Here is an 18,323-nt window from a genome sequence, read left to right on the forward strand (position 1 = left end):
TCGCCCCTGTGACCTTTGGCCGGTCCCCGCGCTGGGCTTCCCCGGCTACCCTGTGAAATTACCCGCAGGAGTGCCTCATGAACGTCCGCAACCTGGTCCCGTTGGGCCTGACGATCGCCATCGCCGCCTCGCTGGCCGCCTGTGGCAAGAATGAAACCGCGCCGGCCGCCACCGCCGACGCCAAACCGGCCTTCGACCTGTCGCAGATCAAGACGCCGCTGATCTCGCTCAACAGCGCCGATCTGGATCCGACCATCTCGGCCTGTACCGACCTCAATGGCTTCGTCAACAGCAAGTGGCTGAAGGCCAACCCGGTGCCGGGCGACCAGACCACCTGGGGCAGCTTCGAGATCCTGCGCGAGCGTTCGCTGGAAGTGCAGCACACGCTGGTGCAGCAGGCCGCCGCCAGCCAGGCCAAGGCCGGCTCGGTGGAAGCCAAGATCGGTGACATCTGGAAGACCGGCAACGACGAAGCCAAGATCGAAGCCGCCGGCCTGGCGCCGCTGCAGCCGCAGCTGGACAAGATCACCGCGCTGAACGATACCGCCGCCATTACCCAGTACCTGCGCGACAGCCAGGCCGAGGGCAAGGGCGTGCTGTTCTCGCTGTTCGCCAATGCCGACTACAAGGATTCGGCCAACGTCATCGCCTATGTCGGCCAGGGCGGCCTCGGCCTGCCGGAGAAGGGCTATTACTTCGACGATGCGCAGGCCAAGATCCGCGACGCCTACGTGGCCTACATCGCCCAGGTGCTGACCCTGTCCGGCGTGGATGCGGCACAGGCTGCCGAGCAGGCCAAGGCCGTGATGGCCTTCGAAACCCGCCTGGCCAAGGCCTCGATGTCGCGCATCGAAATGCGTGACCCGGCCAAGCGCTACAACCCGCTCAGCGCCGCCGACGCTGACAAGCTGACCCCGAACTTCAGCTGGACCGCGCTGTTTGACACCCTGAAGGTGCCGGCCGCACAGAAGTTCTCGCTGGCCCAGCCGGGCTTCTTCGGTGAAATGGACAAGATGCTGGCCGACGTGCCGGCCAGCACCTGGCAGGCGTACCTGCGCTTCCACACCATCGACGATGCTTCGCCGTACCTGAGCAGCCAGTTCGAGAAGGCCAACTTCGACTTCTACGGCACCACCCTGCGTGGCCAGAAGGAAATGCAGCCGCGCTGGAAGCGCGTGCTGGAATCGGTCAACGGTGGCATGGGTGAAGCCCTGGGCCAGCTGTACGTCGATGCGGTGTTCCCGGCCGAATCGAAGGTGGCCATGCAGCACCTGGTGGAAAACCTGTCGCAGGCGCTGAAGGCACGCCTGGAGCAGCTGCCGTGGATGGGCGAGGAAACCAAGAAGAAGGCGCTGGAGAAGTGGGCCAGCTTCACCCCGAAGATCGGTTACCCGGACAAGTGGCGTGACTGGGCGGGCCTGCAGACCAACGGCGACAGCTACCTGGGCAACATGCAGGCCGCGCGCGCGTTCAACTACCGCTACATGCTGGACAAGATCGGCAAGCCGGTGGACAAGACCGAGTGGGGCATGACCCCGCAGACCGTCAACGCCTACTACAACGCCACCAAGAACGAGATCGTGTTCCCGGCGGCGATCCTGCAGGCGCCGTTCTTCGACGCCAAGGCCGACCCGGCGCTGAACTACGGCGGCATCGGTGCGGTGATCGGCCACGAGATGATGCACGGCTATGACGATTCGGGCAGCCAGTTCGCCGCCAACGGCAACTTCGACAACTGGTGGACCGACGCGGACCGCAAGGCCTTCACCGAACGCACCGACCAGCTGGTGGCGCAGTTCGACGGCTACGAGTCGGTGCCGGGCGTGTTCGTGAAGGGCAAGCTGACCCTGGGCGAGAACATCGGCGACCTGGGTGGCCTGACCGTGGCCTACGACGCGCTGCAGATGGCGCTGAAGGAAGACCCGAAGGCGAACGTCGAAGTCGATGGCCACAGCCAGGACCAGCGTTTCTTCATGAACTGGGCCACCGTGTGGCGCCGCAACTTCACCGATGGTGAGCTGCGCGTACGTCTGAACACCGACCCACACGCACCGGCCAACTTCCGTGCCAACGGTGCGCCGTCGAACATGCCGTCGTACGCCGCGGCGTTCCAGTGCAAGGCCGGCGACGCGATGGTGCGTGCCGACGACAAGCGCGTGGTGATCTGGTAATTGATTGCACGTGAAGCGTGATGCAGAAGGCCCGGCGAACGCCGGGCCTTCTGTTTGTCGGCGCCGATGGCATCGGACCGGTAGAGTCGACCGCTGGTCGACTATCGCGCGCAGCGCGGGATGTTCGCGATCTGGCCGAAGAGCAGTCGACCAGCGGTCGACTCTACAGGTGCGTCGGCGGGATGTTCGCGATCTGGCCGAAGAGCAGTCGACCAGCGGTCGACTCTACAGGTGCGTCGGCGGGATGTTCGCGATCTGGCCGAAGAGCAGTCGACCAACGGTCGACTCTACAGGTGCGTCGGCCGCCGCTCAGGCCAGCACTGGTTCCTGCGCCAGCATCCGATGGAATCGCTGCAGCACATACGGATCCACCAACCCGCCGGACTGCGCATCGATGATGCCCAGCGCGGTCTCGCGCGCCATCGCCGCGCGGTAGGGACGCACGCTGGTCATCGCATCGTAGGCATCGGCGATGGTGACGATGCGCGCGCCCAGAGGGATGGATTCACCGCGCAGCCCATCGGGATAGCCACTGCCATCGAACGCCTCGTGATGGGCGCGGATCAGCTGCGCGACCGGCGCGGCATCGCTGCGGCCGGTGGCAAGGAAGATATGCTCACCCCGTACCGGATGCTCACGCATGATCGCGCGTTCCTCATCGGTGTGCCGGCGCGGTGCCAGCAGCACATCGTCGGGAATGCCGATCTTGCCGATGTCGTGGAAGCGCGCAGCCAGGCCGATCTGTTCGCACGCATCGCTGTCGAGATCGCAGTGCACGGCCAGGCGCTGCGCGAGCAGGCCGACGCGGTCGCAGTGGTGGCGGGTGTAGGCGTCGCGCATCTGCAGCGACATCGAGAGGGCATCGATCAGGCAGGCCTGCGCGTGCAGCAGGTCGGGGGCGGGTACGGCGTCAGGAAACATGGTCATCCGCCCGCACCGGGTGGGGGCCGGTGCGGGGTATTCGGGGGCGATCAACCCGGGGCGAGGGTGGTCAGAAGGGCGCGGGCCGCATTGAAGCGGTCTTCCGGCAACGGCAGCGGGTGCTTGATGCGCAGCTTGTCCGGGCCTTCCATGGCGTAGAGATTGGGTTGCTTCTGGATCAGCTGGATCACCGCCATCGGGTCGATGTCCGGCTTGGACTCGAACACGATGCGGCCACCGTTTTCGCCCAGATCCAGCTTGCGGATACCCAGCCTGCTGGCTTTGAGCTTCAGCTCGGCGATGGCGAACAGGTGCTTGGCCGCATCCGGCAGCAGGCCGAAGCGGTCGATCATCTCCACCTGCAGCTCGCGCAGCGCATCGCTGTCGCGCGCGCTGGAAATGCGCTTGTACAGGGTCAGGCGGGTGTGCACGTCCGGCAGGTAGTCTTCCGGAATCAGCGCCGGCACATGCAGCTCCACCTCGGCGCCGCGTACTTCCTCACCGGCATCCAGGTCGGGCAGCTTGCCCTGCTTGATGCTGCGCACCGCGCGTTCGAGCAGCTCGGTGTACAGGCTGAAGCCGACCTCGGCCATCTGCCCGCTCTGATCTTCGCCGAGCAGCTCACCGGCACCGCGGATCTCCAGATCGTGCGTGGCCAGGGTGAAGCCGGCACCGAGTTCGTCCATCGAGGCGATCGCCTCCAGGCGCTTTTCCGCATCCGGGGTGATCGAACGGCGGTCGGGGGCGACCAGGTAGGCGTAGGCGCGGTGGTGCGAGCGACCGACGCGGCCGCGCAGCTGGTGCAGCTGGGCCAGGCCGAAGCGGTCGGCGCGGTTGATGATGATGGTGTTGGCGTTGGGGATGTCGATGCCCGATTCGATGATCGTGGTCGACAGCAGCACGTTGAAGCGCTGCTTCTGGAAATCCAGCATCACCTTTTCCAGCTCGCGTTCCGGCATCTGGCCATGGGCGATGCCGATGCGCGCTTCGGGCACCAGCTCGGACAGCTCGCGCTGCATGCGGCCGATGCTCTCCACGTCGTTGTGCAGGAAGTACAGCTGGCCACCACGTGACAGCTCACGCTGGAAGGCTTCGCGCAGCAGCGCGTTGTCCCACTGGGTGATGAAGGTCTGCACCGCCAGCCGGTTCGGCGGCGGGGTGGCGATGATCGACAGGTCACGCAGGCCGGCCATGGCCATGTTGAGCGTGCGAGGAATCGGCGTGGCGGTCAGGGTCAGCAGGTGCACGTTGGCGCGCAACGCCTTCAGTGCCTCCTTCTGACGCACGCCGAAACGCTGCTCCTCGTCGACGATGACCATGCCCAGGTCCTTGAACTTCACGTCCGGCTGCAGCAGGCGGTGGGTACCGACGATCACATCGATGGTGCCGGCGGCGACCTTCTCCAGTTCGGCCTTGATTTCCTTGCTGGTCTTGAAGCGCGACAGCACTTCGACCTTCATAGGATAGTCGGCGAAGCGGTCGCGGAAGTTGCGGAAATGCTGTTCGGCCAGCAGCGTGGTCGGCACCAGCACCGCCACCTGCTTGCCGGCGCTGGCGGCAGCAAAGGCGGCACGCACGGCCACTTCGGTCTTGCCGAAGCCGACGTCGCCGCAGACCACGCGGTCCATCGGCTGGCTGCTGGCCAGATCGCGCAGGGTGGCCTCGATCGCGGCCAGCTGGTCGGGGGTTTCCTCGAACGGGAAGCCGGCCGCGAACGGTTCGTACATGGCGCGGTCCACCTGCAGTGCCAGGCCGGCACGCGCCTGGCGGCGCGCCTGGATCTCCAGCAGTTCGGCGGCGACGTCGCGCACCTTCTCGGCGGCCTTGCGCTTGGCCTTGCTCCATTGCTCGCCACCGAGCGAATGCAGCGGCGCGGTTTCCGCCGAGGCGCCGGAGTAGCGGCTGATCAGGTGCAGCTGCGCGACCGGCACATACAGGCGGTCGCCCTTGGCGTACTCGATTTCCAGGAACTCGCCGGGCATGCCGCCGACGTCCATCGCGATCAGGCCACGGTAGCGGCCGACGCCATGGTCCTCGTGCACGATCGGCGCGCCCTCGGTCAGTTCACCCAGATCGCGGATGATCGCTTCCGGCTCGCGGCCGGCACGGCGCGTGCGGCGGGTGCTGCCGGCGCGCTCGGGGAACAGCTGGCGCTCGGTGAGTACCGCGATGCGCGGATCGTCCAGCGCGAAGCCATCCTCCAGCGGTGCCACCGCGATCGCAAAGCGCGCGTCGCTGGCGAGGAAGGCGGGCAGGTCGGCCACCACCGGTGGCTTCAGTTCGGCGGCGTGCAGCACTTCCAGCAGGGCCTCGCGGCGACCCGGCGAATCGGCGGCGATCAGCACCCGGCCGGGGTAATGGCCAAGGAACGACTTCAGCGCATCGCCGGCGGGGGCCTCGCGGGCGGCGACCGGCAGCGGTGGCAGCGGCTGATCGCCCAGCGCGTGGGCATCGCCGATGCGGGCGTGGTCGGCGGACCAGACCTCGATGCGCGGGGCATCGTTGAGCCGTTCACGCAGCAGTTCTGGTGACAGGTACAGCGCCGACGGCGGCAGCAGCGGCCGCTCCACATCGTGGCGGCGCTGTTCGTAGCGCTCACCGGTCTGCGCCCAGAATGTTTCGGCGGCTTCGCCGGCTCCGGCGCACACCACCGGCAGGCTGCCCTCGGGCAAGTAGTCGAACAGGGTTGCGGTGCGTTCGAAGAACAGCGGCAGGTAGTACTCCACGCCGGCCGGGGCCAGCCCGGACTTCAGATCCTGGTACAGCGCACTGCGCCGGGTGTCCACGTCGAAGCGCTCGCGCAGCGTGGCCAGCACGCGGGCGATGCTGGCCTCGTCCATCGGCACTTCGCGGCCCGGCAGCATGTGCACCGCTTCGACCTTGTCCAGCGAGCGCTGGCTTTCCGGGTCGAAGGCGCGGATCGAGTCGATGTCCTCATCCAGCAGTTCCACCCGCAGCGGTGCGTCGGCACCCATCGGGAACACATCGAGCAGACCGCCGCGCACGGCGAAGTCACCCGGGTCCATCACCTGCGGCACGTTGCGGTAGCCGGCGCTTTCCAGGCGGCGCTTCTCGGCCTCCAGGTCCAGGCGCTGGCCAACCTTCAGGTCGAAGCTGCCACCGATCACGTAGCTGCGCGGGGCCAGCTGCTGCAGCAGGGTCTGCACCGGCACGATCACCAGCCCGCGCTTCAGCGCGGGCAGGCGGTGCAGGGCCGCCAGACGCTGCGAAATGATGTCCGGATGCGGGCTGAAGCGGTCGTAGGGCAGGGTTTCCCAGTCCGGGAAAGCCACTACCGGCAGGGCCGGGTCGCCGCCGAGCAGGGTATGCAGGTCGGCTTCGAGCTGGTTGGCGCCGTGGTTGTCACGGGCGATCACCAGCAGCGGGGCGTCGTGGGCGCGCGCGGCCTGGGCCAGATACCAGGCCAGTGCAGTCGGCGAGGCCGGGGCGCGCCACCAGGCGCGGAGCTGGCCGGCACGCGGCAGCGGCGGGGCGGGGTATGAAGTACGCGACATTGACCGCGGATTTTAGCAGAAGCCCCCGCCCGGCCAATGATCGCGACGTGAGCGGGGCAGCGCCGGGCCAAGCCCGGCGAGCGCAGCGGTTGAATCAACGTCGCCGGGCATGGCCCGGCGCTACGGTCAGTTGTCCAGCTCCAGCACCATCCGCACCAGGCCCTCGGCCCCGGTCGGGTGCGGTACCGGCTTGAAGCCCAGCGAGGCGGCCAGCTGCTTCATCGGCTCGTTCTCGGCGGCAACATCGCCGTACAGGCGGTCCAGATACTTGCCGCGGGCCCACTTCACCAGCTTGCGCATCAGCTGCCGGCCCAGGCCCTGGCCGATCAGGAAGCGGCTGATCAGGATCGCGTACTCGGCCTCACGGGTGCCGGGGATGATCGAGGCCCGGGCGACCGCGCCGACCACGGCTTCGCCAGCGGGCAGGGACTCGGCCGCGACCAGGGTGATCTCGGTCTTCGGATTCGGGTGGGTCAGGCGCTGGGTGGTTTCCGGTGACAGCTCGGTCACCGCCTGCAGGAAACGGTCACGGATTTCTTCCGGCCCGAACAGGCTGAACGCCGCTTGCAGCGGTGCGCCATCTTCCGGGCGGATGGGGCGGATCAGCAGCTCGTGGCCGCTGGGAGCCTTGAAGATCTCATGCCAGGGCGGCATGCGGTTGCGAGTGGCCATACCGGGTGATTCCTTGGTGGTCCATCGATTGTGGCATCACCGGGGCTGCATTCCGTGAACGAAAGGCTCACGGCGGTACAGCCTCGTGAAGGCCGTTATTCGGGCGCTTTGAGCCAATCCAGGCGGGTGCTGGCACCGGGTTCACCCAGGTGCTGGCGCAGCGCCGGCAGGGCCGGGCCGACCACCCGGTCGAACTGCCAGGGCGGGTTGAGCAGCAGCATGCCACTGCCGTTGAGGCGCAGCGGTGAGTCGTCCGGGCGCACCAGGAACTCGATCGTCATCGCCGACTTCACCGGCAGGGCGGTGGCCTTGCGCAGGAAATGCAGGATGGTGCGGCGCTGCTTGATCGGGAACCAGACCGCGCAGGTGGCCTGCGGCCAGCGTGCCAGGGTCTCGGCCAGGGCGGCCAGGACGGCCTGGTACTCGGCGTCCTGCGCCTCGTAGGGCGGGTCGATCAGCACCAGGCCGCGGCCGATCTTGCTGCCGTTGAACTTCGGTGGCAGCAGCGAACGCAGCAGCGCGTAGCCATCGCCGGGATGCACGCCGACCCGGCTGTCATGCGCGAACAGCGCCTTCAGCGAGGCGGTTTCGGCCTCCTGCAGCTCGCACACGGCCATACGGTCCTGCGCGCGCATCGCCTGTGCGCTCAGCAGCGGCGAACCGGGGTAGGTGGTCATCGCCCCCACCGGATTGCCGGCCTGAACCGCCTTCAGGTAGCGCTCGACCACCTCCGGCAGCTTGGGCTGGGCCATCAGCCGCATGATTCCGGACTCGGCCTCCAGGGTCTTGCGGCTCTCTTCGCTGGCCAGCAGATAGCGGCCGGCACCGCCGTGGGTGTCGAGCACGAAGAACGGGCTGTCCTTGCGCTTGAAGCTGTCAATCAGGGCCAGCTGCACGATGTGCTTGAGCACATCGGCGTGGTTGCCGGCATGGAAGGCGTGGCGATAGTTCATGGGCGGCAGTGTACGGGGCGGCGGCCGCAGCGGCTATGCTGCGCGCCATGACAGCGCCCGTTGCCCATGTCCTGGTGGTCGAGGACGAAACCGCCATCGCCGAAACCGTGCTCTATGCGCTGCGCAGCGAAGGCTACGCCGCCAGCCATTGCCTGCTGGGCGGTGAGGCCCTGTTGCGGCTGCAGGCCGGGGATATCGACGTGGTGGTGCTGGACGTCGGGCTGCCCGACCTGGGCGGATTCGAGGTCTGCCGCCGGCTGCGTGCCCAACCCGGGCCGGCGGCGCAGCTGCCGGTGATCTTCCTGACCGCGCGCAACGATGAAGTGGACCGCGTGCTTGGCCTGGAGCTGGGCGCCGACGATTACATGACCAAGCCGTTCTCGCCGCGCGAGCTGGTGGCGCGGGTGCGGGCACGCCTGCGCCGTGTGCTGCCGGTTGCGGCCGTGGCCAGTGTCGACGCCGGCTGGCAGGAACAGGGGGCGTTCTCCATTGATCGCGAAGGCCGGCGCATCCGCTTCAATGGCCACCCGCTGGACCTGACCCGCTACGAATACGCATTGCTGGAGGCGTTGCTGCAGCGCCCGGGCGCCATCCTCAGCCGTGCCCAGCTGATGGACCGGGGCTGGGACAGCAGTGCCGACAGCGCCGACCGCACCGTCGATACGCACGTAAAGACACTGCGCGCCAAGCTGCGCGCGGCCGGGGCCAGCAACGATCCGATCCGCACCCACCGTGGCCTCGGCTACGCGCTGGAGGTGTAGCCGATGCGCCTGGTGCTGAAGCTGTTCCTGGGCTTCTTCCTGATCACCGGCATCGCCGCGTTCTTCGTGATGCGCGTGTTCGTCAACGAAGTGAAGCCCGGTGTGCGCCAGGCGATGGAATCGACCCTGGTCGATGCCGCCAACGTGCTGGCCGAGATGGCCGCCGCCGACGTCAAGTCCGGCACCATCCGCAGCGGCAGCTTCACCCGCAACCTGGCCAAGGCACGCCAGCGCGACCTGAAAGCGATGGTCTGGCGGTTCCCGAAGCGCGCGCTGGACTACCGGGTGACCATCACCGATGCCAAGGGCATCGTCATCTATGATTCGCTCGGCCGCGACCTGGGCCGTGACAACTCGCGCTGGAATGATGTCTACCGTACCCTGCGCGGCGAATATGGCGCCCGTTCCAGCCCGGAAACGCCGGGTGAGGAGGGCAATACGGTGATGCACGTGGCCGCCCCGGTGTACGACCCGGCCGATGGACGAACGCTGATCGGCGTGCTCAGCCTGGCCCAACCCAACCGCAGCATCGATCCGTTCATCGCCGCCAGCCAGCGCGCCATCATCGAGCGTGGCGTCTGGCTGATCGGGTTGTCGGCGCTGGTCGGGGTGCTGGTGACGATGTGGCTGACCACCGGCCTGGGCCAGCTCAGCCGCTATGCACGCGCGGTCACCGCCGGCGAACCGGTGCCACCGCCACGGCGGCGCCGCGACGAGATCGGTGACCTGGGCCAGGCCCTGGAAACGATGCGCCGCAAGCTGGAAGGCAAGGCCTACGTCGAGCAGTACGTGCAGTCGTTGACGCATGAGATGAAGAGCCCGCTGGCGGCGATCCGCGGTGCCGCCGAGCTGCTGCAGGAGCCGCTGCCGGAGGCCGATCGCCTGCACTTCGCGCGCAGCATCGTCGACCAGCAGGAGCGGCTGACCGAGACCATCGACAAGCTGCTGGCGCTGGCCGAAGTGGAACAGCACGGCTGGCTGCAGACCCGCGACCCGATCGCGCTGCCGGCGTTGCTGGCCGATGCGGCCGCAGCGGCGCAGGTGCGCGCGCAGGCGGCCGGTGTGCAGGTCCGCATCGGCAGCGTGCCCGACCTGGCCGTGCAGGGCGATGCCTATCTGCTGCGGCAGGCGCTGCACAACCTGATCGACAACGCGATTGCGTTCTCACCTGCTGGTGCAGAGGTGGCACTGCAGGCCGACGCAGAGGGGCAGGGCGTGCGCCTGCAGGTGGCCGACCGTGGCGCCGGCATTCCCGACTATGCGCGCGAACGGGTGTTCGAGCGCTTCTATTCGCTGGCCCGCCCCGGCAGCGGCCGGCGCAGTTCCGGTCTGGGCCTGCCATTCGTGCAGGAAGTCGCGCGCCTGCACGACGGCCGCGCCAGTGTCGATGCCCGCGACGGTGGCGGTACCGTGGCCAGCCTGTGGCTGCCACTGGGCGCGACGGGCCAGCGCCCGCGGCGCTGACTTCACACTCGCTTCAACTTCGCCACAAACCCTGCTCACTGCAGCGGTCCATCCTGCAGCCCTCTCCAACGAGGATGGACCATGAAATCCCTGAAGATGCTGCTGCGGTTCGCCATTGTCGGCGGACTGATCCTGCTGCTGCTGATTCCGCTGACGATGATCCGCGGGGTCATCAGCGAGCGCAGCCAATACCGCGACGAAGCCTTCGCGCGGGTGGCCGACAGCCGTGCCGGTGCGCAGCAGCTGGTCGGGCCGGTGCGGGTGGTGCCGTGGGTGGAACGCCAGCAGGTTGAAGTGGTTGACGCCAAGGGCAACAAGAAGACCGAAGAGCAGGTCACCGAAGGCCATTGGCTGCAGATGCCGGCTTCGCTGGAAGTGGGGGGCGAGATGCTGCCGAGCCAGCGCGAAGTCGGCCTGTTCAAGGTGCCGGTGTACAGCTGGAATGGCCAGTTGAAGGCGACCTTCGCCGCCGACGACTATCCGCTGAAGGCCGGCCGTGTCTACGGTCAACCCTACGTGGCACTGGGTATCTCCGATGTGCGCGGGCTGGTGGGCACGCCCAACCTGCGTGTGGATGGCAAGCAGGTGCGTCTGCTGCCCGGCGTCGGCGCGGCCAGCGAAGTCGGCCGTGGCCTGCATGCGCCGGTGGCCGGTTTCGCCGCGAACCAGGGCGGCACCCTGGCCGGCAGTTCGGTGGAGCTGGAACTGCGGCTGGATGGCAGCCGCATGCTGTCGGTGGTGCCGGTCGGCGATGACACCCGCATCGCGCTGCGCTCGAGCTGGCCGCACCCGTCGTTCAGCGGCGCGTTCCTGCCCAACGAGCGTCGCGTCGATGCGCAGGGCTTCGATGCACGCTGGGCGGTGTCTTCGCTGGCGTCCGATGCCCAGCGCCAGCTGCGCAGCGAGGGGGCCATCGATTCGCAGGCGGTGACGGTGTCGCTGGTCGATCCGGTCGATACCTACACCCAGGCCGATCGCGCTTCCAAGTATGGCGTGCTGTTCGTGCTGCTTACCTTCGTCGGCTTCATCCTGTTCGAACTGATCAAGTCGCTGCGCATCCATCCACTGCAGTACCTGATGGTGGGCCTGGCACTGGCGATCTTCTTCCTGCTGCTGATCAGCCTGTCCGAGCACATCGCGTTCTGGAAGGCCTATATGGTCTCGGCCGTGGCCTGCATCGGTCTGCAGGCGGTGTACCTGGCCAACGTGCTGGGCCACTGGAAGCGCGGTCTCGGCTTTGCTGCGCTGCTGACCGTGCTGTACGGCGCGCTGTATGGGTTGCTGGTGTCGGAGAACAACGCGTTGCTGATGGGTTCGCTGCTGCTGTTTGTGATCCTGGCGCTGGCGATGTGGGTGACCCGCCGGGTCGACTGGTACGCGCTCGGCGTGGAACCGAAGTAAGGAGCGTGCGATGAGCTGGCGCCAGGGATTGCGGCAACGGGCACAGCAGGGCATCCCGGCCCTGCTGGAGGTGGATGCACTGCTGCAGGCACATGGTGTGCTGGCGGCCCTGCCGGGGGCACGGATCGCCCCCGGCCTGGTCCGCTTCCAGCTGGCCGCAGTGACCTGCGAAGGATTGCAGGGGCAGGGCCTGGGCTGGTTGCAGGACGCGCGGCACGGACGTGGCGCGGTGGCAGGCCGGGTACCGCGTTACCGGCCATGGAAGGCCGGGGCGGCGGCGCTGGCCGAGGTCGGCATGAGGGGCCTGCCGGAGGACTGGCCGGCACATGCGGCGGTGTACGGCTGCAGCAGCATCGACCGGCGGCACTGGTTGCTGCTGCTGCCGGAACGGGCGCAGTTGTGGCTGGGGTGGAATGGGTGATCGCCCCCATGACCGATGGGACGGTATCGCCGCGCCCGCGCTGGCTAGACTCGACGGGTTGATGAGCAGGCCGCAAGGCAGGGGTGGGATGTGTTGAAGTGGGGCATGCTGGCCGCAGCGCTGGCGATGGGTGGCAACGCAGGGGCGCAGCAGCGCGAGACGGTGGACCTGGACATGGTCAGCCGCATCCGCCAGGAGGCGTTCCATCGTTCGCAGGTGATGGACACCTTCAGCTATCTCACCGAACGCATCGGTCCGCGCCTGACCAATTCGCCGGCGATGGGCCGCGCCAACGCCTGGACCCGCGGCAAGTTCAACGAATGGAAGCTGGACAACGTCCACGACGAAGCCTTCGATGATTTCGGACGCGGCTGGGAATTCACCTCGGCCAGCGTGGAGATGCTGGGTGACCGCATCCAGCCGCTGCACGCGCTGCCCAAGGCCTGGACCCCGGGCACGCAGGGCCCGGTGGAAGGCGAGCTGGTGCAGGTCGAGATCAAGAAGCCCGAAGACATCGAGAAATATCGCGGCAAGCTGCGCGGCAAGATCCTGCTGCTGGGCGAGGCGCGCGAGTACAAGCGCGGCACCGAAGCTGATTCGCACCGTCACGATGCCACCTCGCTGGAAGGCCTGCAGGAATTCACCCTGCCCAAGGACAAGGACGCCACCGCTGAACGCGCCAAGCGGGTCAAGGAATACCAGGAACGGCAGACGCTGACGGCCAAGGTCAATGCGTTCTTCGTCGAAGAGGGTGCGCTGGCCTCGATCAGCATCAGCAGCTGGGACAACGGCATCATCCGTGTGGCCGGTGGCGGCTCGCGCAAGGCCGGTGAATCGGTCGGCATTCCGGAGCTGGCGATGATCAGCGAGCACTTCAATCCGCTGGTGCGCGCACTGGAGGCCAAGCAGACCGTGCGCCTGCGCGTGGATGTGGCCGCACGCTTCACCGACGAGGCCGACCAGCCCGGCTACAACACGCTGGCCGAGATCCGCGGCAGCAGCAAGCCCGATGAAGTGGTGATGATCGGCGCGCACCTGGATTCATGGCACAGCGGCACCGGCGCGGCCGACAATGCCGCCGGCGTGGCGGTGATGATGGAGGCCATGCGCATCCTCAAGGCCACCGGCGCCAAGCCCAAGCGCACCATCCGGGTGGCGTTGTGGAGTGGCGAAGAGCAGGGCCTGATCGGCTCGCAGGCCTATGTGGCCAAGCACTTCGGCCAGTTCCCCGAGCCCACCGACCCGGCGCAGAAGGCGCTGCCGGCCTCGCTGCGTGAGCCGACGGGCGCGCTGCACAAGACCCGCGATTACGGCAAGTTCCAGGTCTACTTCAACATGGACAACGGCTCGGGCCGCTTCCGTGGCATCTACGCCCAGGAGAACCTGGCGGCGATGCCGATCTTCGAAGCCTGGCTGGCGCCGTTCCATGACGTCGGCGCCACCACCGTGGCCACCCGCAACACCGGCAGCACCGACCACATCAGCTTCGACCGCATCGGCCTGCCGGGCTTCCAGTTCATCCAGGACCGGCTGGACTATTTCACCAATGTCCACCATACCCATCTGGACACCTGGGACCACGCCGAACCGGAAGACCTGAAGCAGGCCGCGGCCATCGTCGCCTCGTTCGCCTACAACGCCGCCATGCGCGAGCAGTCGTTCCCGCGCAAGCAGGAACCGTAAAAGGGGACGGAGGGGATCAAGTCGTTTTCCCCTCCGTCGCCGCAGACCTTTTCAGTCTGGTATCGAGACGATCTGGCTGATGGCCGGATCGATCGCGAACACGGCCCGGATCGATGGTTTGCCGTCGAGGGTCTTCACCTGATCGGACACAATCGCCGCCTGGAAGTAAATCGCTCCGTCATGCTGCATCAGGCGGCGGATATCCAACGGAGCCCTGGCCGGATCTGACAGCTGTGCCAGGCACAGCTGTCGGCCGCAACTGAAGTCCAGCACTGTCCGTGCGTGGCCTTCCTCCACCAGGCCGCTCTGGAGGTGGCTGGAAAACAGAGCGGTCGACTCCAGCACTTCCCTGTCTGTTGAAGCTGCCGCGTGCATGGCATGGATCATGGCAGTGAAGGCGCCGGCGTTTTCAAGCAGCTGGTCGATTCGGTTCTCATCCAGTGCATCGTCGTAAATCAGATTGGCCTCGTTGGGCGCGTCAGCCGGAAGGCGATCCGGCAGGCGGGGATTTGTGCCCGAACGAGGGGCTACGCTGGCGGGTTCCCGATCAGCGACGGTTGGCGAGGTTGTTGAAGCGCCGCTGGAGTCCTGCACAGCAGAATTGTGCGAAGGGCTGATTGTCGAAAAGTGCCAATCCAGTGCACCCACCAATACCGAAGTCACGAGCAGCCAGAGTGCTGTTGCTTTTGCCTTCATATGAAGCGCTCAGGTTGATGGCCCGGTTTCCACAAGTGCTTCGCCCTTTTCGGCCGTCTTGGTTACCCACCCGCCCCGACTATCCCGGACGGAAAAGCCTCCTCCCGGCCGCGTCGAAACGACGCACGAGTTCTGACACGTGTAGAAATGGCTGTTGATTTTGACGGTTGTAGAAGCCTTGGACTCAGCCAGGCCAAAGAGGCCCGCCGTAAACAGTCCCGCAATCACATAGACCGCCTTCACTGCGCCAGACTTCAGGGAGCCTCGATCAAGCAGGCCCTGCTCGCTCTGGGCTGCGGTGCCGCGCGATCCGGAGGCGACAACTGATGCGATGGAGGAGTGGGTCACTTTGAAACGTCCTTGCCTCGTTGAAGGATGTTCAGGTTCCGTTGGGGCGGCAAAGGGGGCTATGAGGAAAGCTGCAATTTCAGTGGCAAGGAATCCGGTAAAATCGTGCCGATTCCCGTTCCTCGAGCCCTCCATGACCTGCCGCACCCGCTTCGCCCCCAGCCCCACCGGTTACCTGCACATCGGCGGTGCCCGCACCGCACTGTACTGCTGGCTGGAGGCCCGCCACCGTGGCGGCGAGTTCGTGCTGCGCATCGAGGACACCGACCGTGAACGCAGCACCCAGGCGGCGATCGACGCCATCCTGGAGGCGATGGACTGGCTGGGCCTGGACTACGACCAGGGCCCGATCTACCAGACCGACCGCGTGGCCCGCTATCTGGAAGTGGCCGAGCAGCTGGTGGCCGACGGCAAGGCGTACTACGCCTACGAAACCAAGGAAGAGCTGGATGCCATGCGCGAAGCCGCGATGGCCAGGCAGGAGAAGCCGCGCTACAACGGCGCGGCGCGCGAGCTGGGCCTGCCGCGCAAGGACGACCCGAACCGCGTCATCCGCTTCAAGAACCCGCTGGACGGCACCGTGGTGTTCGACGACCTGATCAAGGGCCGCATCGAGATCGCCAACAGCGAGCTGGATGACATGGTCATCTTCCGCCCGGACGGCTACCCCACCTACAACTTCGCGGTGGTGGTGGACGACTGGGACATGGGCATCACCGAGGTCATCCGCGGCGACGACCACATCAACAATACCCCGCGCCAGATCAACCTCTACGAAGGCATCGGTGCACCGGTGCCGAAGTTCGGCCACATGCCGATGATCCTGGACGAGCAGGGCGCCAAGCTGTCCAAGCGCACCGGCGCGGCTGACGTGATGCAGTACAAGGACGCCGGCTACCTGCCCGACGCGCTGCTGAGCTACCTGGCCCGTTTGGGCTGGTCGCACGGTGACCAGGAGCTGTTCAGTCGCCAGCAGCTGATCGAGCTGTTCGACGTGAAGGACTGCAATTCCAAGGCCTCGCGCCTGGACATGGCCAAGCTGGGCTGGGTCAACCAGCAGTTCCTGAAGAGCGAGACGCCGGCCAGCATCGCCCCGCACCTGGTCTACCAGCTGCAGAAGCTGGGCCTGGACGTGGCCGCCGGCCCGGCGCCGGAGGACGTGGTGGTGGCCCTGCGTGACCGCGTGCAGACCCTGAAGGACATGGCCGAGAGCGCCGTGGTCTGGTACCAGCCGCTGACCACCTACGACGAGGCCGCGGTGGCCAAGCATTTCAAGGCCGGTGCCGAGGTGGCGCTGGGCAAGGCCCGCGAGCTGCTGGCGGCGCTGCCGGAATGGACCGCCGAAGCGGTCGGCGTGGCCCTGCACGACACGGCCGCGGCACTGGAGATCGGCATGGGCAAGGTCGCCCAGCCGCTGCGCGTGGCCATCACCGGCACCCAGGTCAGCCCTGACATTTCCCAGACCGTGTACCTGGCCGGCCGCGAGCAGGCCTTGAAACGCATCGATGTGGCCATCACCAAGGTAGCAACGGCCTGAGGCATCCTTGCCAGGCCCGAACCGGAGAACGCGCATGCCCGCCAAGACCGCCACTGCTTGTACCGCCCCGCACCACCACGTCCATGACGCAACGGATTTCGTGGCGGTGGTCGAGCGTGTCTCGCGCGAACGCGGGCTGCGCCTGACCCCGATCCGCGCCAATGTGCTGAAGCTGATCGCCGAGGCCGGCAAGCCGGTCAAGGCCTACGAGCTGCTGGAGTGGGTGCGCAACGGCAAGGGCGTGGGCGCCGATGCCCCGCCCACCGTGTACCGTGCGCTGGACTTCCTGATGGCCAATGGCTTCGTGCACAAGCTGGAATCGGTCAACGCCTTCGTGGCCTGCCATCACCCCAGCAGCGCGGCGCACTCGGTGCCGTTCCTGATCTGCAACAGCTGCCACAGCGCGGTGGAGCTGGAAGACCGCGAGATCGTCAGCCAGCTGGAAAAGCGCGCCAAGGAACTGGGCTTCCAGCCGCAGGCGCAGACCCTGGAAGTGCACGGGCTCTGCGCGCGCTGCGCAGGGTAAGCGGGCGGCGGGAGTGGGGTCAGATCCCTTTGCCAAAGGCAAAGGGATCTGACCCCATTTCATGAGGTAGTCGAGCAAGCTCGACTCTACCGGGCCGGTACAGGCTCGGCCGCGGTGTCCACCCGCGCGATCACCGACATGCCCGGGCGCAGCCGCGCCGCCAGGTCCTGTCCCGGATCGATCGAGATCCGGATCGGCAGCCGCTGCACTACCTTGGTGAAGTTGCCGCTGGCATTGTCCGGCCGCAGCACGCTGAACTCCGAGCCGGTGGCCGGCGCGATCTGCTCCACATGGCCGCGCAGCACCTGGCCCTGGAACGCATCCACCGCGAAGGTGGCCGGTTGGCCGATGCGCATCTGCCAGGTCTGGCCTTCCTTGTAGTTGGCCACCACCCACAACGCATCCGGCACCAGGAACAGCAGCTGCGAGCCGGCGGCCACGTACTGGCCCACGCGCACACTGGCCTCGCTGATCTGGCCGTCGCGCGGCGCATGGATCACCGTGTTGGCCAGGTCGATGCGGGCCAGCTCCAGCTGCGCCTGGGCACTCTCCACCTGCGCTTCCAGGCTCTTGCGCGCCACCTGGGTCGAGACCAGGGTTTCCTCGGCGATGCGGATCTGCGCCTGCGCCTGCTGCACACTGGCCTGCGCCGAGGCCTGGCTGGTGCGGAACTTGTCGCGGTCGTTGATCGATACCAGCTGCTGCGCGGCCAGTTCCTCGTAGCGTTTCAGCTCGTTGCGCGAGCGCTGCAGTTCGGCCTGCCCGGCCGACAGCGTGGCGTGCACCGAAGCAATCTGTGCGCGGTTCTGCGCCTGCAACTGGTCCGAATTGGCCAGCGCCGCACGCGCGCTGTCCAGCGTGGCCTGCGCCTGCGCAACGCGCTGTGCGTAGATCCGGTCATCGATGCGCAGCAACGGCTCACCCTGCTTCACATGCTGGAAATCCTTCACCAGCACCTCGGTGACGTAGCCGTTCACCTGCGGCGCCATCACCGTGATCTGCCCGCGCACATAGGCGTTGTCGGTGACCATCACGGCGCTGGTGAACGGCCACAGGTGCCAGGCACGCAGGATCAGCGCGATGCCCAGCAGCGCCACCACCACCATCACCACCACGCTGCGTGCGCTGGGCTTGAGGTACTTCGGCGGCAGGGCCGGTTCGACCGGCGTCGGCGCGGGGGCGGCGTCGGTCGGTGGCGGTGGGGTGACGTCGTCGGCGTCGTCAGGACGGGGCGGAACCGGAGGCATGGCAGTG

At 67.1% G+C, this 18,323-nt stretch carries 15 protein-coding genes; 8 read left to right on the forward strand and 7 right to left on the reverse strand.

Features of this window, described 5'->3' with window-relative positions:
- Window positions 1-77 precede the first annotated feature (77 nt).
- The gene (locus C9412_RS03175; protein ID WP_107230274.1) at window positions 78-2,171 is read left to right on the forward strand and encodes a M13 family metallopeptidase; all 2,094 of its coding nucleotides are present in this window, start codon (window positions 78-80) and stop codon (window positions 2,169-2,171) included.
- 309 nt (window positions 2,172-2,480) lie between these two features.
- Here C9412_RS03175 and C9412_RS03180 read toward each other — a convergent pair whose 3' ends face one another.
- The 4 genes from C9412_RS03180 to rlmJ form a co-directional block, all read right to left on the reverse strand.
- Window positions 2,481-3,098 carry an HD domain-containing phosphohydrolase gene (locus C9412_RS03180; protein WP_107230275.1) on the reverse strand — a complete coding sequence of 206 codons (618 nt, stop codon included), beginning with the start codon at window positions 3,096-3,098 and terminating at the stop codon, window positions 2,481-2,483.
- A gap of 44 nt (window positions 3,099-3,142) precedes the next feature.
- Window positions 3,143-6,607 (reverse strand): transcription-repair coupling factor, encoded by a 3,465-nt coding sequence (mfd, locus tag C9412_RS03185; RefSeq protein WP_107230276.1) that lies wholly within the window; start codon window positions 6,605-6,607, stop codon window positions 3,143-3,145.
- Window positions 6,608-6,733: 126 nt separating this feature from the next.
- A complete protein-coding gene (locus C9412_RS03190) occupies window positions 6,734-7,279 on the reverse strand; it encodes a GNAT family N-acetyltransferase (RefSeq protein ID WP_046987672.1) in 546 nt (181 codons plus the stop codon).
- Between the two features lie 95 nt (window positions 7,280-7,374).
- The gene (rlmJ, locus tag C9412_RS03195) at window positions 7,375-8,232 is read right to left on the reverse strand and encodes a 23S rRNA (adenine(2030)-N(6))-methyltransferase RlmJ (protein ID WP_107230277.1); all 858 of its coding nucleotides are present in this window, start codon (window positions 8,230-8,232) and stop codon (window positions 7,375-7,377) included.
- Between the two features lie 35 nt (window positions 8,233-8,267).
- Here rlmJ and creB point away from each other — a divergent pair, with 35 nt between their 5' ends.
- From creB to C9412_RS03220, 5 genes are all read left to right on the forward strand, one after another.
- Complete coding sequence (creB, locus tag C9412_RS03200; RefSeq protein ID WP_107230278.1) at window positions 8,268-8,993, forward strand: two-component system response regulator CreB; 726 nt, start codon at window positions 8,268-8,270, stop codon at window positions 8,991-8,993.
- A 3-nt stretch (window positions 8,994-8,996) separates the two neighbouring features.
- Window positions 8,997-10,457, forward strand: a complete 1,461-nt coding sequence (gene creC / locus C9412_RS03205) for a two-component system sensor histidine kinase CreC (protein ID WP_107230279.1) — start codon at window positions 8,997-8,999, stop codon at window positions 10,455-10,457.
- 81 nt (window positions 10,458-10,538) lie between these two features.
- Window positions 10,539-11,858: a cell envelope integrity protein CreD gene (gene creD / locus C9412_RS03210; protein WP_107230280.1), complete on the forward strand. Its 1,320-nt coding sequence runs from the start codon at window positions 10,539-10,541 to the stop codon at window positions 11,856-11,858.
- 10 nt (window positions 11,859-11,868) lie between these two features.
- Complete coding sequence (locus C9412_RS03215) at window positions 11,869-12,279, forward strand: hypothetical protein (RefSeq protein ID WP_107230281.1); 411 nt, start codon at window positions 11,869-11,871, stop codon at window positions 12,277-12,279.
- Window positions 12,280-12,384: 105 nt separating this feature from the next.
- Complete coding sequence (locus tag C9412_RS03220) at window positions 12,385-13,962, forward strand: M20/M25/M40 family metallo-hydrolase (protein ID WP_107230282.1); 1,578 nt, start codon at window positions 12,385-12,387, stop codon at window positions 13,960-13,962.
- A gap of 51 nt (window positions 13,963-14,013) precedes the next feature.
- Here C9412_RS03220 and C9412_RS20480 read toward each other — a convergent pair whose 3' ends face one another.
- Both C9412_RS20480 and C9412_RS20485 read right to left on the reverse strand, forming a co-directional pair.
- A complete protein-coding gene (locus C9412_RS20480; RefSeq protein ID WP_146160114.1) occupies window positions 14,014-14,658 on the reverse strand; it encodes a hypothetical protein in 645 nt (214 codons plus the stop codon).
- Window positions 14,659-14,667: 9 nt separating this feature from the next.
- Window positions 14,668-15,006, reverse strand: a complete 339-nt coding sequence (locus C9412_RS20485; RefSeq protein ID WP_146160115.1) for a hypothetical protein — start codon at window positions 15,004-15,006, stop codon at window positions 14,668-14,670.
- Window positions 15,007-15,139: 133 nt separating this feature from the next.
- On the opposite strand from C9412_RS20485, the gene gltX reads away from it, so the two are divergent.
- Both gltX and C9412_RS03240 read left to right on the forward strand, forming a co-directional pair.
- Window positions 15,140-16,543, forward strand: coding sequence for a glutamate--tRNA ligase (gene gltX / locus C9412_RS03235; protein ID WP_107230285.1), 1,404 nt, complete (start codon window positions 15,140-15,142; stop codon window positions 16,541-16,543).
- A 34-nt stretch (window positions 16,544-16,577) separates the two neighbouring features.
- Window positions 16,578-17,069, forward strand: a complete 492-nt coding sequence (locus tag C9412_RS03240; protein WP_107230286.1) for a Fur family transcriptional regulator — start codon at window positions 16,578-16,580, stop codon at window positions 17,067-17,069.
- Between the two features lie 86 nt (window positions 17,070-17,155).
- Here C9412_RS03240 and C9412_RS03245 read toward each other — a convergent pair whose 3' ends face one another.
- Window positions 17,156-18,316, reverse strand: a complete 1,161-nt coding sequence (locus C9412_RS03245; RefSeq protein ID WP_107230287.1) for an HlyD family secretion protein — start codon at window positions 18,314-18,316, stop codon at window positions 17,156-17,158.
- Window positions 18,317-18,323: the final 7 nt, after the last annotated feature.

Source organism: Stenotrophomonas sp. Nf1 (genome assembly GCF_003028475.1).
In the GTDB taxonomy this organism is placed as follows: Bacteria; Pseudomonadota; Gammaproteobacteria; order Xanthomonadales; family Xanthomonadaceae; genus Stenotrophomonas.